Raw genomic sequence first — 15,758 nt, 5'->3', positions numbered from 1 at the left:
CTGTTGCGTTTTTAACTGTCAGAATGATTACGCCGTTATGCGCTGATACTGGTCTGCCTCAACATGTGCCACCGCCGCATTCAATGCTTCGTAACGGAATTGGTACATATTTTCATCAGGCACAAGGTCAATCACATGGAATTTCTCTAGCTGTTCTCGTGTTCGCTCATTCGGGCATAATAAATACACGGCACAATTGGCATCGAGAGCATCCTTAATCGCATTCTCTAACGCCAAACCGACGGTCACATCAATCATTGGTACATCCGTAAGATCGAGAATCATCACGTCATAGTCCGAAATACTAGAGTGCTGACGTGAAATGGCTTTAGAAACACTAAAGATCATCGGACCGGAAAGATAAAAGAACAGCACTTTACCATTAGCACGATCCAACAAACCACGCTCGCTGTCAGTCAGCGGCACATCATCTTCATCCGCGTCGCTGATCGCTTTTACTTGTCGCGCCTGCTCTCGGCTCAAACGCTCGATGATGATAATGTTCGAGATAAAGACGCCTAAACCCACCGCAACGATAAGATCAACGAATACTGTAAGCAACATAACGCCATACATCACCGCCATTCCGGAAAAGCTTACCTTATGTGCCCTCTGAATAAAGCTCCAGTCTAGGATGTTAAAGCCAACATACACCGCAATGCCAGCTAACACAGCCATCGGGATTGGCTCTGTTAATCCGCCAGCAACCAGTACAACCAACGCCAACATTAGTGCACGAATCACACCAGATAATGGCGAACGAGCCCCAACTTGGATATTCGTTACCGTCCCCATGGTAGCCCCCGCCCCCGGCAGCGCACCAAACAAGCCTGAGATCATGTTAGCTAACCCTTGACCTCGCAGCTCTTTATCTGAGTCGTGTTCTTTACGAGTTAATGAGTCACCGATAACCGCCGTTAACAAAGTATCAATACAACCTAATGTGCCGAGCACTAATGCATCAATGACCATCTCGACAAACATATCTGTGTCAATATAAGGGGCGACGAGAGAAGGTAACCCAGCAGGAATTTCACCGATACGACGAATATCTTCTGTATCAAAGAGAATCACAGACAATAAAGTCACCGCGACCAATGCCACGAGCTGTGCAGGAACGTATTTACGATATTGCTTAGGGAAGAAAAAAAGAATCCCCAAAGTCAGTAGTCCCAAAAACAACTCACTGAACTTAAGGTTAGAAATGGTCTCCGGCAAAGCAGATAACGTTCCGAGTACTCCCCCTGAAGGCGCAGCATGCCCCATCAAAGGCGATAACTGCAGAATGATAAGAATCACACCAATGCCAGACATAAACCCGGAAATAACGCTATAAGGCATTAAGGTAACGTATTTACCCAGTTTTAACGTCCCCAATAGGATTTGGAACGCGCCAGCCATCATGACAACCGTGAAAGTCATAGCCATGCCCGTTTCTGGGTATTTCGCCATCATACTGGTTAATACTGCGGTCATGATTACCGTCATTGGCCCTGTCGGTTCTGATATTAACGTATTAGAACCACCAAATAACGAGGCAAACAAACCGACCATTATTGCTCCCCAAAGGCCGGCCTCAGCACCGGCTCCGGATGCAACACCAAACGCTAACGCCAGAGGGAGAGAGATAATCGCCGTGGTTACCCCGCCAAATACATCCCCTTTGAAATTGATATCTTCAAAACGACTACCGAACACTGCTGATTTTCCCTGCATTCAATTTTAAAAAGTAAAATATCACTACTTTAACGAGCTAGGCGAAAATTTAAACCATAAATAGATTAAGGCTAAATTCACACCACAAATAGTTTCACCAGATTTTACTTTTTTCTTAATGAAAACTAGTCAGATGAGTCCTATCTGACGAATATTTAACGAGATCGAAATTGTAACATTGTGTATAGTTACAACACTGATCGCTTGCATGTGCACACAAACAGCGGCAGCGATTTTGTCTTTTAAGGGAAGTAGTTTGCAAAATGCCGGAAATAAAACAGTTATTTGAAAACAATTCGAAATGGTCTCAAGAGATCAAATCTGATCGACCTGAATACTTCGCAAAACTCGCTGAGGGGCAAAAGCCTGATTTTCTTTGGATTGGCTGCTCTGATAGCCGCGTCCCTGCCGAGCGACTAACCGGACTATACTCAGGTGAACTCTTTGTTCATCGGAATGTTGCAAACCAAGTTATCCATACTGATCTCAACTGTCTATCCGTCGTCCAGTACGCCGTAGACGTTCTTAAGGTTAAACACATCATTGTCTGTGGACACTATGGATGTGGTGGCGTAAATGCAGCCATTGATAACCCTAAGCTAGGTCTTATTAATAATTGGCTGTTACATATCAGAGATATCTATTTCAAACACCGCACTTACCTAGATCAAATGCCGCAACAAGATCGAGCGGATAAACTAGGCGAGCTTAATGTTGCAGAGCAAGTGTACAACTTGGGTAACTCAACCATCCTGCAAAACGCTTGGGAGCGTGGACAAGATGTTGAAATTCATGGTGTGGTATACGGAATTGAAGATGGTCGCTTAGAGTACTTAGGCATTCGTTCTAACTCTAAGGAAACCGTAGAAGCGTCTTACCAGAAAGCTCTTTCGACGATTCTAAATACAGATAACAAGCTGCTTTGTCGCTAAGTCATATCTAAAAGTTGAACAAAAAACGCCCATCTTAGATGGGCGTTTTTTTTATATTTTTAATGCTGCTCTCAATGATTATTCTTGAGGTACAACTTTACCGATGTATGGTAAGTGGCGGTATTTCTGCGCGTAATCAATACCCACCCCAACGACAAATTCATCTGGAATTTCGAAACCAATCCAATCCACAGGAACATTCACTTCACGACGAGATGGCTTATCTAGGAGCGTACAAATAGCGATAGACTTCGGCTCACGTAGCGAAAGAATCTCACGGATTTTATTTAGTGTGTTACCAGTGTCAATGATGTCTTCAACAAGCAGAATGTCTTTACCTTTGATGTCATCATCCAAATCTTTCAAGATACGAACGTCACGTGAGCTTTCCATCGTATTGCCGTAGCTTGACGCAGTCATAAAATCAACTTGGTGAGTCAGTTCGATAGCACGTGCCAAGTCTGCCATAAATACAAATGAGCCACGCAATAAGCCTACCAACACAAGATCTTCACTACCTTGATAACGCTCTGTAATTTGTTTGCCTAATTCACGAACTCGCTCCTGAACTTCTTGCTCAGAAATCATGACTTCTATTGTATGTTTCATACTGTGCTCAATCTAAATTTGTGGGTTGAGGTAAGTCGCACGCAAACGATCACCTAATCTTACGGCGTGTAGTGTATCACCACGTTCATTGGGTTGAAAGTCGCATCCTGTTGCCAAAAAATCTTGGAAGAAGGTCTTAGTTTTATAAAGTTCATAGCTAAATTTATCAATAATAATGACATTACTGTATATAAATTGTTCTACAGATGTTGACCTTGTGCATATGCACCATTACACTCATCACTGCTTTAAGCAACTATTAAAATAATCAATTAGGGGGTTACCCCCAATATCAACTCAAATGGCAAGGAAAATGGATATGGACTCAATTGCAAAGAGACCTAGAACTAGGCTTTCTCCAATTAAGCGTAAGCAACAGTTAATGGAAATCGCATTGGAAGTATTTGCGCGCCGCGGCATCGGTCGTGGTGGTCACGCAGATATCGCAGAAATTGCTCAAGTTTCTGTAGCGACTGTTTTTAACTACTTCCCTACACGCGAAGACTTGGTGGATGAAGTTCTCAATCACGTCGTACGTCAGTTCTCAAACTTCCTATCGGATAACATAGACCTAGACTTACATGCACGTGAAAACATCGCCAATATTACTAATGCGATGATCGAGCTTGTCAGCCAAGATTGTCACTGGCTAAAAGTATGGTTCGAGTGGAGTGCTTCAACACGTGACGAAGTATGGCCATTGTTTGTTTCAACTAACCGTACTAACCAGTTGCTGGTACAAAACATGTTCATTAAAGCAATTGAACGTGGCGAAGTGTGTGACCAGCACGATTCAGAACACTTGGCAAACCTGTTCCACGGTATTTGTTACTCACTGTTTGTCCAAGCGAACCGCGCTAAAGGTGAAGCGGAGCTGAAACATCTAGTGAATTCATACTTAGATATGCTTTGCATTTACAACCGTGAACACTAAAGCTTAGCTCGTAATATATGTCAGCCCACCGTTTGGTGGGCTTTTTATTGTCTGCTGTCAGCTAAGCACACATTTATATTTCTATATAACAAGCATAAAAAAACCGCTGCAATGCAGCGGCTTCTATCATTCAGTCAGAAAAAGCTTACTTCTTCTTAACTGCTTTTTTGTTTGGCAGGTCAGTGATTGAACCTTCAAATACTTCAGCAGCTAGACCTACAGACTCGTGTAGAGTTGGGTGAGCGTGGATAGTCAGAGCGATATCTTCTGCATCACAGCCCATCTCAATTGCAAGGCCGATTTCACCAAGTAGTTCACCACCGTTAGTACCAACGATAGCACCACCGATTACGCGGTGAGTTTCTTTGTCGAAGATTAGCTTAGTCATACCGTCTGCACAGTCAGATGCGATTGCACGACCTGATGCTGCCCATGGGAATGTTGCTACTTCGTACTTGATGCCTTCTTCTTTCGCTTCTTTTTCAGTCTTACCAACCCAAGCCACTTCTGGCTCAGTGTACGCAATTGAAGGGATAACTTTAGGGTCGAAGTAGTGCTTCTTACCAGAGATAACTTCAGCAGCTACGTGACCTTCATGCACACCTTTGTGAGCAAGCATTGGTTGACCAACGATATCACCGATCGCGAAGATGTGAGGAACGTTAGTACGCATTTGCTTATCAACGTTGATGAAGCCGCGCTCGTCAATTTCTAGACCCGCTTTTTCACCGTCGATTAGCTTACCATTTGGTACACGACCGATAGCAACTAGAACCGCATCGTAACGCTCAGCTTCAGCTGGCGCTTTCTTGCCTTCCATTGAAACGTAGATACCGTCTTCTTTTGCTTCAACTGCTGTTACTTTCGTTTCTAGCATTAGCTTGAACTTGTCTTTAATACGCTTAGTAAATACTTTCACGATATCTTTGTCTGCTGCAGGAATTACCTGGTCAAACATTTCAACAACTTCAACTTTAGAACCTAGAGAGTGGTAAACCGTACCCATTTCTAGACCGATGATACCACCGCCCATGATAAGCAGTTTTTCTGGCACTTCTTTTAGTTCTAGAGCGTCAGTAGAGTCCCAAATACGTGGGTCTTCATGCGGGATAAATGGCAGTTTGATTGGACGAGAACCAGCCGCAACGATTGCGTTGTCAAAGTTAACAACTGTTGGCTCACCTTCGCCTTCTACAAGGATAGAGTTAGGGCCAGTGAACTTACCGTAACCGTTAACTACTGTTACGTTACGCATCTTAGCCATACCGCTTAGGCCGCCAGTTAGTTGGTTAACAACTTTTTCTTTCCAGATGCGGATTTTGCTGATGTCTGTTTGAGGCTCACCGAACACAACGCCGTGGTCAGCCATCGCTTTCGCTTCTTCAATTACTTTAGAAACGTGAAGCAGTGCTTTAGATGGGATACAACCCACGTTCAGACATACACCGCCAAGCGTGCTGTAACGTTCAACTAGTACAGTTTCAAGACCTAAGTCCGCACAACGGAATGCAGCGGAGTAACCAGCAGGACCAGAACCAAGTACAACAACTTGGGCTTTAATTTCTTTGCTCATTTTGACCTCTTGTAGTCATTATCCCTAACAGGCTGAGTGGGTATCGATTTTTTATGTTTAAGAGAGATTTGTTTTAAACAGTTATTTTCAGACCGCTAACAGTTTACAGAGATGTTAATGGTGTGAAAAGTAAATCAATTTAGCCTGTGAGCTAGACAACAATTCGATTGTGAAAACCCTGAACGAAGCAAGGCTGATAACCAAATTGTCGGTAATTATGATTAGCAGAGGCGGCTAAGTTGCCGCCTCTCATTCATCTAATTTCTATTACAGAACTAGACGACGAATGTCAGATAGACATGAGTTTAGGTAAGTGATGAAGCGCGCACCTTCAGCACCATCGATCACACGGTGGTCGTATGATAGAGACAGTGGAAGTTGTAGACGCGGTTCGAACTCTTTACCGTTCCATACCGGTTTCATTTCTGACTTAGACACACCTAGGATACCAACTTCTGGTGCGTTTACGATTGGAGTAAACGCTGTACCGCCGATACCGCCTAGGCTAGAGATAGTGAAACAGCCACCTTGCATGTCAGCCGCAGTTAGCTTACCAGCACGTGCTTTCTTAGAAACCGCCATTAGCTCTTCAGATAGCTCGTAGATGCCTTTCTTGTTCACGTCTTTAAATACAGGAACAACTAGACCGTTTGGTGTATCTACCGCGATACCAACATTCACGTATTTCTTCAGAATTAGGCTCTCACCGTCTTCTGATAGAGAAGAGTTGAACGCGGGGAACGCTTCAAGCGCTTTAGCTACCGCTTTCATGATGAACACAAGTGGTGTGATCTTCATGCCAGTGTCTTTCTTCGCTTCAATCGCGTTTTGCTCTTTACGGAATGCTTCAAGAGCCGTGATGTCTGCGTTATCCCACTGTGTAACGTGCGGGATCATTACCCAGTTACGGTGTAGGTTTGCGCCAGAGATCTTCTTAATGCGAGATAGCGGTTGAACTTCTGTCTCACCAAACTTGCTGAAGTCCACTTTTGGCCATGGTAGTAGACCAAGAGCCGCGCCGTCGCCTTTGCCAGATGCTGCTGCACCTGCGCCAGACTCAAGACGCTTAAGTGCATCTTTCACGTAAGCTTGAACGTCTTCTTTTAGGATACGGCTCTTACGACCAGAACCTTTAACCTTAGAAAGATTAACGCCAAATTCACGCGCTAGACGACGAACAACTGGAGACGCGTGAGCGTACTCATCGTTTTCTTTGAAATCGCCAGTCGCTGCTGGAGCTGCTGCCGCCGGAGCTTCTGCTTTAGGAGCCGGAGCTGCAGGTGCTGCCGCTTGAGCTGGAGCTGCTGCAGGAGCAGGTGCTGCACCCGCCACTTCGAATACCATGATTAGTGAGCCAGTAGACACTTTGTCGCCAGCTGCAATCTTGATTTCTTTAACTGTGCCAGCGAATGGTGCAGGAACTTCCATAGAAGCTTTGTCACCTTCAACAGTGATTAGAGATTGCTCTTCTTCCACTGTGTCGCCAACCGCAACCATGATCTCAGTAACTTCAACTTCGTCGCCGCCGATATCTGGAACGTTCACTTCTTTTGCCGCAGACGCTGCTGGAGCTGCTGCCGCAGGAGCTTCAGCTGCCGCTGGTGCTGCTGGAGCGCCTGAACCTGCTGTTTCGAATACCATGATAAGTGAGCCAGTCGATACTTTATCGCCTGCTGCAACTTTGATCTCTTTTAGAGTACCTGCGAATGGCGCTGGAACTTCCATAGAAGCTTTGTCGCCTTCAACAGTTAGAAGAGATTGCTCTTCTTCGATGCTGTCGCCAACGGCAACCATGATTTCGGTAACTTCTACTTCATCACCACCGATGTCTGGTACGTGAACTTCTTTTAGTTCTGCCGCTGCTGCTGCTGGAGCTGGAGCTGCTGCTGGAGCTGCTTCTGCCGCAGGAGCAGGTGCAGCGTCAGCTGCACCCTCGGCTTCGAAAATCATGATTAGAGAACCAGTAGAAACCTTGTCGCCTTCTGCAACTTTGATTTCTTTAACGATACCCGCTTGAGAAGCAGGAACTTCCATAGAAGCTTTATCGCCTTCAACTGTGATCAGAGACTGCTCTTCTTCAACCTTGTCGCCAACGCTTACAAGAATCTCAGTAACTTCAACCTCATCCGCACCGATGTCTGGTACATTAATTTCGATTGCCATTTCTTATCTACCTTCTTAATTAAGCGTATAGCGGGTTTGTTTTCTCTGTGTCGATGTCGAATTTCTTAATTGCTTCTGCAACTACAGATTTCTCAACTTCGCCACGTTTCGCTAGTTCAGTTAGCGCTGCTACTACTACGTAACCTGCGTTCACTTCGAAGTGACGACGTAGGTTTTCACGGCTGTCTGAACGACCGAAGCCATCAGTACCAAGAACTTTGAAAGACTCAGCAGGAATGTATGCACGAACCTGCTCTGCGTAGTTCTTCATGTAGTCAGTTGCTGCGATAGCAGGTTCAGTACCCATTACTGTTTGGATGTAAGGTACTTTCGCTTCCGCTTCTGGGTGAAGCATGTTGAAACGCTCTGCATCTTGGCCATCGCGAGTTAGTTCGTTGAATGACGTTACAGAGTAAACATCAGAAGCAACACCGTAATCTTCGCTTAGGATTTGAGCTGCTTTACGTACTTCATTCATGATAGTACCAGAGCTCATTAGCTGAACTTTCGCTTTGTCGCCCGTGTAAGTTTCTAGCTTGTAGATACCTTTACGGATGCCTTCTTCAGCGCCTTCTGGCATTGCTGGCATTGCGTAGTTTTCGTTCATTAGCGTTAGGTAGTAGAACACGTTTTCTTGTTCTGGACCGTACATGCGACGGATACCGTCTTGCATGATTACTGCTACTTCGTACGCGAATGTTGGGTCGTAAGAAATACAGTTAGGAACCGTACCCGCCAAAATGTGCGAGTGGCCGTCTTCGTGCTGTAGACCTTCACCGTTCAACGTTGTACGACCCGCAGTTGCACCTAGTAGGAAACCACGTGCTTGTTGGTCACCAGCCATCCACGCCATGTCGCCAACACGTTGGAAGCCGAACATTGAGTAGTAGATGTAGAACGGGATCATTGGTAGGTCGTTTGTCGAGTATGAAGTCGCAGCAGCAACCCATGAAGACATAGCACCTAGCTCGTTGATACCTTCTTGTAGAACCTGACCTGAAGTCGCTTCTTTGTAGTAAGAAACAACGCCACGGTCTTCTGGTGTGTAAGTTTGGCCGTGCGGGTTGTAGATACCGATTTGACGGAACAGACCTTCCATACCGAATGTACGTGCTTCGTCAGCAATGATAGGAACGATGTTCTTACCAATGTTCTTGTTCTTAAGTAGAACGTTTAGCGCACGTACGAATGCCATAGTAGAAGAGATATCACGCTTCTGTTCTTCTAGTAGTGGCTTGAATTCTTCTAGCTCAGGAACGATGAATTCTTGAGTGAATTTTGGTAGACGCTGTGGCGTGTAGCCGTGTAGCGCTTTACGACGAGCGTGTAGGTATTCGTACTCTTTTGAACCTTCTTCAAGTTTCAGGTACGGAAGCTCTTTCACTGCTTCGTCAGTTAGGATGTCTTGAAGACCTAGACGATCACGTAGGTGTAGTACGTGAGTCATGTCCATCTTCTTAACTTGGTGCGCGATGTTCTTACCTTCAGCCGCTTCACCCATGCCGTAACCTTTAACAGTCTTAGCTAGGATTACTGTTGGACGACCTTTAGTTTCTGCCGCGTTTTTGTATGCCGCGTATAGCTTAGAAGACTCGTGACCACCACGCTTAAGTGCGAAGATTTCGTCGTCAGTCATGTCAGCAACAAGTGCAGCTGTCTCTGGGTACTTACCAAAGAAGTGCTCACGTACGTACGCGCCATCTTTTGATTTGAATGTTTGGTAGTCGCCGTCGATCGTTTCATTCATAAGCTGTAGAAGCTTACCAGTCGTATCTTTAGCTAGTAGTGAATCCCAGTTGTTACCCCAGATTACCTTCACTACGTTCCAACCAGCACCTTTGAACAGACCTTCAAGTTCTTGAATGATCTTACCGTTACCCATTACAGGGCCATCTAGACGCTGTAGGTTACAGTTGATTAGGAAGCATAGGTTGTCTAGTTTCTCACGCGCAGCGAAAGAGATAGCACCACGTGATTCTGGCTCATCCATCTCACCGTCACCTAGGAACGCGTAAACGCGCTGCTCTGAAGTATCTTTAAGACCACGGCCTTCTAGGTACTTAAGGAAACGAGCTTGGTAGATAGAAGCGATTGGACCTAGGCCCATCGATACTGTCGGGAACTGCCAGAATTCAGGCATCAGTTTAGGGTGCGGGTATGAAGGAATACCTTTGCCGTCTACTTCTTGACGGAAGTTGTCTAGCTGCTCTTCAGTTAGACGACCTTCAACGAATGCACGTGAGTAGATACCTGGTGAAATGTGACCTTGGTAGTAAACTAGGTCGCCACCATCCTTCTCGTTTGGTGCACGGAAGAAGTGGTTGAAACATGTCTCGTAGAACGCAGCAGAAGACTGGAAAGACGCCATGTGGCCGCCTAGCTCTAGGTCTTTCTTAGATGCACGTAGAACGATCATGATAGCGTTCCAACGAATAATTGAGCGAATACGACGCTCAAGTGTTGTGTCACCTGGGTATGCTGGTTCTTGGTCTGCAGGAATCGTGTTGATGTAGTTAGTTGTGATACCTGTTGGCATATCAACACCGTCTAGACGTGCTTTATCTAGAACTTGCTCTAATAGGAATTGAGCACGCTCTAGACCTTCTTCACGTACAACTGACTCAAGCGCTTGTAGCCATTCTTGAGTTTCCAGTGCATCTACGTCATGCTTCATATCAGACATGGCGATCTATCCTTCTGTTGGTTGGATCTACTTATTTAAGTAACGCTCTTACGAGTCATTACCCTGCTGAATTCGACGTAGAGAACGCTCTCGTCGAGACTCTTCTCGAGTCAAATCCAACAATGTTTCTTCGATGTAAGCCAAGTGCGAGTGGGACATTTCTCGCGCCTTTTCAGGCTGACCAGAAACAATCGCATCCACGATATTGGCTCGGTGTTTACTGACTTTCTCGACCGCTTCTGGGCGGCGACGTAGTAATTTAAAATTTTGTAGAATATTTTGCTCAAGCAAAGGCGCTAAGCTTCGAACAATGTGCAACAGAACCACGTTGTGCGCGGCTTCTGTCAAAGCGATCAAAAATTGCATCACTTCCGCAGATTCAGCTTCGATATCGTTGTTTGCTTGCTCTTGGCTAATGCGCTCAAGGCAACCTTGAATACGCGCAAAATCTTCTTCGGTACCACGTAAAGCTGCAAAGTAGGCTGAAATTCCTTCCATCGCATGACGAGACTCAAGCACATCAAGCTGGGTTTCAGAATGACTAGACAACAAATTCAACAAGGGATCTGAAAAGCTCTTCCAGATATTCTCACTTACGAATGTTCCGCCACCTTGGCGACGAGTCAACAAACGCTTCGCTTCCAAGCGTTGAATGGCTTCTCGGACTGAAGGACGAGACACATCGAACTGTTTTGCCAGTTCACGCTCTGGAGGCAGTTGTTGCCCCGGAGACAATGTTCCTTCCACTATCAACCTTTCTAACTCTTGTTCTATAACATCAGAGAGTTTTGGCTGACGAATCCTTTGATAAGCCATAATTTATTGTTCTTCTACTCTTGCAGGTAATTGGTAATACCAATTTTAAGTTGGTGCAGAAATTAACATAATTAAAACGCCACTGTCCAGCCGAAAATTGACCTAAATCATAGAACGAGCTTACTTCCAACACTCTGATAACAATCGACTGTTAAAACAGCAATAGAATTGGTATGACCAATTACATAAAGCATACAAATGGGAAGTCGACGTGCTAGCAGTTTTGGAAAAGAAATACAGAAAATGACAAAATTATCAGTCTATTTATTCACCAAAACGGCATGTACGAGCGTAAGAATGTAGTTAACTTTTAACAATCATTAATATTTCTGGTATCAAAAAAAGGCATACCTGATCGTATGCCTTATTTATTTCGCTTTTTTGAATTTACACTTTCGCTACAAATCAACGCTGTATAAGCAGTCTATATTTCACCCAATCAAAGCTTAGACCAGGATCGCTTTTTCTCAAGGGCGCAATATATTGATGACCGGTAATTCGTGGCGGGGTGATTTGAGGATAAGACTGCATAATCACCTCAGTGATCTCTGCAAGTGATTGATATTGCGCTTCTGTGTAGGCAGTAAATTCTGTCCCTTCAAGCTCGATACCAATGGAATAGTCATTACAACGCTCCCTGCCTGCGAAACTGGATTGACCGGCATGCCATGCTCTATCAAGAAAAGAAACAAATTGAACAACCTCGCCGTTTCTTTTAATCAAGCAATGTGCAGAAACGCCCATTTTGTGAATAACTTCAAAAAATGGATGTTCATTTGGGTCTAGCTTGCCAGTGAAGAAGTCCTCTATATATGGTCCACCAAACTGCCCAGGAGGCAAACTGATGTTGTGTACCACCAGCAGAGAGATGTCGTTTGTATCAGAGCGAGCATCAAAAAATGGTGACGGAACATGCTTTGCCTGTGTCAGCCAGCCATTCTCGATAATTGGGCGCATATCAACCTCTCTACTTTGCAAATTAACTGCTGAAATTATTGACACCGGAGAGTATCATTCGTTGCCATCTCCCTTTCAAGACAAGATTTGCGATGAAGAACACACACAACATTCAAGAACGCCTAGAATACCTTAAACAACAACTCCCTTTAGAGATCACTCGCTCTGTCGCTGATACCTTAAAAGAAGATCTAGGTGGCAGTGTCGACGCAGATAATGACATTACTGCATCTTTGATCCCTGCCGATGCGGTTAATACCGCAACGATTATTACTCGTGAGTATGGTGTGTTCTGTGGTCAAGCATGGGCAGATGAAGTTTTTAAGCAGCTCGGTGGCAAGGTCAGTATTGAATGGCACGTAAAGGACGGCGATAAAGTCGAACCTAACCAAACCCTTTGCACGCTGACAGGCCCTGCTCGTGACTTGTTGACTGGTGAGCGTAACGCAATGAACTTCATCCAAACGTTGTCTGGCTGCGCAACAGTTACCGCAGAGTACGCTGAAAAAATCGCGCATACTGAGTGTCGTCTACTAGACACACGCAAAACCATTCCTGGTCTGCGTAGCGCACTAAAATACGCCGTGACGTGTGGTGGTGGCTTTAACCATCGCATCGGCGTGTTCGACGCTTACCTCATTAAAGAAAACCACATTATTGCTTGTGGTGGCATCACTCAAGCCATCCAAAAAGCGAAAGAGCTTAACCCAGGCAAACCGGTAGAAGTAGAAACGGAAAGCTTAGAAGAGTTGAAACAAGCGATAGAGGCTGGTGCCGACATCATCATGCTCGATAACTTCACAAAAGAAATGATGCGTGAAGCCGTAGCGATTAACGCAGGTCGTGCCGCTTTAGAGAACTCCGGCAACATTACGCTAGAGACCATCGCAGAATACGCAGAAACCGGTGTCGATTACATTTCGGTAGGCGCGTTGACTAAGCATTTAAAAGCGATGGATCTTTCGATGCGCTTCAAATAATAAAAGCAACAAATCTGAAATTACTTCAACTAACTCAGTGAGTTGTGAGTAATTCATCATTTAAAAGGGCCAATTGGCCCTTTCTTTTTATCCACTAAAAAAATAGTACTACTCGCAAAACTCTGCATGCGATATGCAACTTTTCACCAAAGAGTTTTATCTCACTCGAGAGCCCATCCCTTCCCCATTTTCAACCTTTATGAAGTCTCCATAATCCTTCGCTAATGCAAGGGCATTATTTATTTCATTAAGAAGGAAAGAAAATGAAACACAGTAAACAGAAAAAACAGCAAGGCTTTACGTTAATTGAATTGATGATTGTGGTAGCAATTATTGGTGTGTTATCAGCAGTCGCAATCCCTGCATATAAAGACTATGTCGCAAAGTCAGCTGTAACCTCTGCTGTGGGTACTTTAAAGTCATTACTTACTAATGCTGATTTATATACTCAGAACAACACCACAGCTACTTCCGACTTAGGAGACATCGGTGGGAACGCTACTATGAACGCCCTTGGCAATATTACCGCATCAATTGAAGGTGCTGGAGCAGCCTCAAACGCAAAATCTACACTCAAATTTGTATTTAATACTGGCAATGCTGCAGCAGGTGACATCGAATATGCTAGGACACCAAACACACCCTGGGGCTGTACAAATAATACTAACCCAAAAGTATCTATTGATAGCTGCCCATAATGCAAACCAACCTCTCCACGATTCTTCGTCAAAAAGGACTATTGGCTTTTTCCCAAGAAGAATCGTTGCTTGAGCAAGTCAAAGCTTCTGGCATTTCGATGCCGGAAGCTTTGCTCAGTTCAGGGTTATTTACATCACGCGAACTCACTGAACATTTAAATTCTATTTTTGGATTAAATCAGCCCGAGTTATCTCAGTACGAGTACGCCTCGCTTTGTCAGCAACTTGGCCTTAGGGAATTAATCACACGGCATAACGCACTCCCACTCCAGCGTACACCTTCAACGTTATTATTAGCCGTTGCCGACCCCACGAACCAACAAGCAGAAGACGATTTCCGCTTTGCCACTGGTTTACAGATTGAATTGGTGTTGGCGGATTTTCGTCAACTCAGCGCGGCAATTCGACGCTTATATGGTCGTTCATTGAGTCATGAGAAGTCCGGGTTAAAAGAGATCAACCAAGAAGAGTTAGCCAATCTGGTTGATGTGGGCGCAGATGAAATCGACAACATTGAAGACTTGAGCCAAGATGAGTCTCCTGTTAGCCGTTACATCAACCAAATTCTGTTGGACGCTGTGCGCAAAGGCGCATCCGATATCCACTTTGAGCCTTATGAAAAGATGTACCGTGTGCGCCTACGCTGTGATGGCATCTTAATTGAAACACAGCAGCCACCAAGCCACTTAAGTCGCCGCTTATCCGCTCGTATCAAAATCCTCTCTAAACTTGATATTGCAGAGCGACGTTTACCACAAGATGGGCGTATTAAGCTCAAGTTGAATCAAGACACCGCAATTGATATGCGTGTATCCACGCTACCGACTCTATTCGGAGAGAAAATTGTACTACGACTGCTCGACAGCAGCTCTGCGTCATTGGATATCGACAAGCTTGGTTATAGCGAACAACAAAAACAATTGTACTTGGATGCGCTGCGTCGCCCACAAGGCATGATTCTGATGACAGGCCCAACCGGGAGCGGAAAAACCGTTTCTCTGTACACTGGGCTGAGTATCCTCAATAAGCCAGAAATCAACATTTCCACGGCAGAAGACCCAGTAGAAATTAACTTATCGGGCATTAACCAAGTTCAAGTTCAGCCTAAGATTGGTTTTGGTTTTGCCGAAGCCCTGCGCTCTTTCTTACGTCAAGACCCGGATGTGGTAATGGTCGGTGAGATTCGTGACTTAGACACCGCCGAAATCGCTATAAAAGCATCGCAAACCGGTCACTTAGTACTTTCAACCTTACATACCAATTCTGCGGCTGAAACGGTTATTCGTTTATCAAACATGGGCGTAGAAAGCTTTAACTTGGCCTCATCTCTTAATTTGATTATTGCCCAGCGCTTGGCCCGTAAACTGTGCTCGCACTGTAAACAATCACAAGAGCTTACCGTTCAGCTACAACATCTTGGAATTCAAGCAAGCGACAACATTTTTAAAGCCAATCCCGATGGATGTAATGAGTGTACCCATGGTTATTCCGGCCGAACGGGAATTTATGAAGTGATGCGCTTTGATGAATTTCTTTCCGAAGCGCTTATTAAAGGCGCCTCAGTACATGAACTAGAAAAACTCGCCATCGCAAATGGTATGAGCACGTTACAAATGTCGGGCATAGAAAAACTCAAACAAGGGATCACAAGTTTTAGTGAACTACAGCGCGTACTTTATTTTTAATCCTTTAATCAG

The 15,758-nt window shown here is 44.8% G+C and carries 12 protein-coding genes; 5 read left to right on the top strand and 7 right to left on the bottom strand.

Going from position 1 to position 15,758, the window contains the following annotated elements:
- Positions 1 to 27: 27 nt before the first annotated feature.
- Positions 28 to 1,698 carry a SulP family inorganic anion transporter gene (locus R8O70_RS10840; protein WP_005379997.1) on the bottom strand — a complete coding sequence of 557 codons (1,671 nt, stop codon included), beginning with the start codon at positions 1,696 to 1,698 and terminating at the stop codon, positions 28 to 30.
- 281 nt (positions 1,699 to 1,979) lie between these two features.
- Between R8O70_RS10840 and can the strand changes: the two genes are divergently transcribed.
- The gene (gene can / locus R8O70_RS10835; protein WP_005379996.1) at positions 1,980 to 2,648 is read left to right on the top strand and encodes a carbonate dehydratase; all 669 of its coding nucleotides are present in this window, start codon (positions 1,980 to 1,982) and stop codon (positions 2,646 to 2,648) included.
- Positions 2,649 to 2,726: 78 nt separating this feature from the next.
- Here the strand turns inward: can and hpt are convergent, their stop codons facing one another.
- Positions 2,727 to 3,257, bottom strand: coding sequence for a hypoxanthine phosphoribosyltransferase (hpt, locus tag R8O70_RS10830; RefSeq protein ID WP_005379995.1), 531 nt, complete (start codon positions 3,255 to 3,257; stop codon positions 2,727 to 2,729).
- Positions 3,258 to 3,576: 319 nt separating this feature from the next.
- On the opposite strand from hpt, the gene opaR reads away from it, so the two are divergent.
- On the top strand, positions 3,577 to 4,191 hold the full coding sequence (gene opaR / locus R8O70_RS10825; protein ID WP_005379994.1) for a transcriptional regulator OpaR: 615 nt from the start codon (positions 3,577 to 3,579) through the stop codon (positions 4,189 to 4,191).
- Between the two features lie 145 nt (positions 4,192 to 4,336).
- Here the strand turns inward: opaR and lpdA are convergent, their stop codons facing one another.
- The 5 genes from lpdA to ampD form a co-directional block, all read right to left on the bottom strand.
- Positions 4,337 to 5,764 carry a dihydrolipoyl dehydrogenase gene (lpdA, locus tag R8O70_RS10820; RefSeq protein WP_005379993.1) on the bottom strand — a complete coding sequence of 476 codons (1,428 nt, stop codon included), beginning with the start codon at positions 5,762 to 5,764 and terminating at the stop codon, positions 4,337 to 4,339.
- A gap of 267 nt (positions 5,765 to 6,031) precedes the next feature.
- The gene (gene aceF, locus R8O70_RS10815) at positions 6,032 to 7,927 is read right to left on the bottom strand and encodes a pyruvate dehydrogenase complex dihydrolipoyllysine-residue acetyltransferase (protein ID WP_171343194.1); all 1,896 of its coding nucleotides are present in this window, start codon (positions 7,925 to 7,927) and stop codon (positions 6,032 to 6,034) included.
- Positions 7,928 to 7,946: 19 nt separating this feature from the next.
- Entirely contained in the window at positions 7,947 to 10,610 is a 2,664-nt protein-coding gene (aceE, locus tag R8O70_RS10810; RefSeq protein WP_005386612.1) for a pyruvate dehydrogenase (acetyl-transferring), homodimeric type, read from the bottom strand.
- Between the two features lie 48 nt (positions 10,611 to 10,658).
- Complete coding sequence (pdhR, locus tag R8O70_RS10805) at positions 10,659 to 11,426, bottom strand: pyruvate dehydrogenase complex transcriptional repressor PdhR (protein ID WP_005379989.1); 768 nt, start codon at positions 11,424 to 11,426, stop codon at positions 10,659 to 10,661.
- A gap of 405 nt (positions 11,427 to 11,831) precedes the next feature.
- On the bottom strand, positions 11,832 to 12,383 hold the full coding sequence (ampD, locus tag R8O70_RS10800) for a 1,6-anhydro-N-acetylmuramyl-L-alanine amidase AmpD (RefSeq protein WP_005379985.1): 552 nt from the start codon (positions 12,381 to 12,383) through the stop codon (positions 11,832 to 11,834).
- 92 nt (positions 12,384 to 12,475) lie between these two features.
- Here ampD and nadC point away from each other — a divergent pair, with 92 nt between their 5' ends.
- The 3 genes from nadC to pilB all read left to right on the top strand — a co-directional run bounded on the left by nadC (position 12,476) and on the right by pilB (position 15,746).
- Positions 12,476 to 13,363, top strand: a complete 888-nt coding sequence (gene nadC / locus R8O70_RS10795) for a carboxylating nicotinate-nucleotide diphosphorylase (RefSeq protein WP_054576329.1) — start codon at positions 12,476 to 12,478, stop codon at positions 13,361 to 13,363.
- A 263-nt stretch (positions 13,364 to 13,626) separates the two neighbouring features.
- A complete protein-coding gene (locus tag R8O70_RS10790; protein WP_029803401.1) occupies positions 13,627 to 14,061 on the top strand; it encodes a type IV pilin protein in 435 nt (144 codons plus the stop codon).
- The gene (pilB, locus tag R8O70_RS10785; RefSeq protein ID WP_115386281.1) at positions 14,061 to 15,746 is read left to right on the top strand and encodes a type IV-A pilus assembly ATPase PilB; all 1,686 of its coding nucleotides are present in this window, start codon (positions 14,061 to 14,063) and stop codon (positions 15,744 to 15,746) included. Before R8O70_RS10790 ends, pilB begins: the two co-directional genes overlap by 1 nt.
- The last annotated feature ends 12 nt before the right edge of the window (positions 15,747 to 15,758 follow it).

Origin of the sequence: Vibrio sp. 779(2023), from assembly GCF_033344285.1 — a bacterium.
GTDB lineage: Bacteria > Pseudomonadota > Gammaproteobacteria > Enterobacterales > Vibrionaceae > Vibrio > Vibrio alginolyticus.
Note: the sequence above shows the minus strand (reverse complement) of the source record. Positions and strands in the feature narration are given on the sequence as shown.

What these genes read in the sequence shown, in the direction of transcription:
- pdhR (WP_005379989.1), bottom strand. Translation starts at nt 11,426, where the DNA reads ATGGCTTATCAAAGGATTCGTCAGCCAAAACTCTCTGATGTTATAGAA.
- nadC (WP_054576329.1), top strand. Translation starts at nt 12,476, where the DNA reads ATGAAGAACACACACAACATTCAAGAACGCCTAGAATACCTTAAACAA.
- can (WP_005379996.1), top strand. Translation starts at nt 1,980, where the DNA reads ATGCCGGAAATAAAACAGTTATTTGAAAACAATTCGAAATGGTCTCAA.
- aceF (WP_171343194.1), bottom strand. Translation starts at nt 7,927, where the DNA reads ATGGCAATCGAAATTAATGTACCAGACATCGGTGCGGATGAGGTTGAA.
- lpdA (WP_005379993.1), bottom strand. Translation starts at nt 5,764, where the DNA reads ATGAGCAAAGAAATTAAAGCCCAAGTTGTTGTACTTGGTTCTGGTCCT.
- pilB (WP_115386281.1), top strand. Translation starts at nt 14,061, where the DNA reads ATGCAAACCAACCTCTCCACGATTCTTCGTCAAAAAGGACTATTGGCT.
- opaR (WP_005379994.1), top strand. Translation starts at nt 3,577, where the DNA reads ATGGACTCAATTGCAAAGAGACCTAGAACTAGGCTTTCTCCAATTAAG.
- aceE (WP_005386612.1), bottom strand. Translation starts at nt 10,610, where the DNA reads ATGTCTGATATGAAGCATGACGTAGATGCACTGGAAACTCAAGAATGG.
- hpt (WP_005379995.1), bottom strand. Translation starts at nt 3,257, where the DNA reads ATGAAACATACAATAGAAGTCATGATTTCTGAGCAAGAAGTTCAGGAG.
- R8O70_RS10790 (WP_029803401.1), top strand. Translation starts at nt 13,627, where the DNA reads ATGAAACACAGTAAACAGAAAAAACAGCAAGGCTTTACGTTAATTGAA.
- ampD (WP_005379985.1), bottom strand. Translation starts at nt 12,383, where the DNA reads ATGCGCCCAATTATCGAGAATGGCTGGCTGACACAGGCAAAGCATGTT.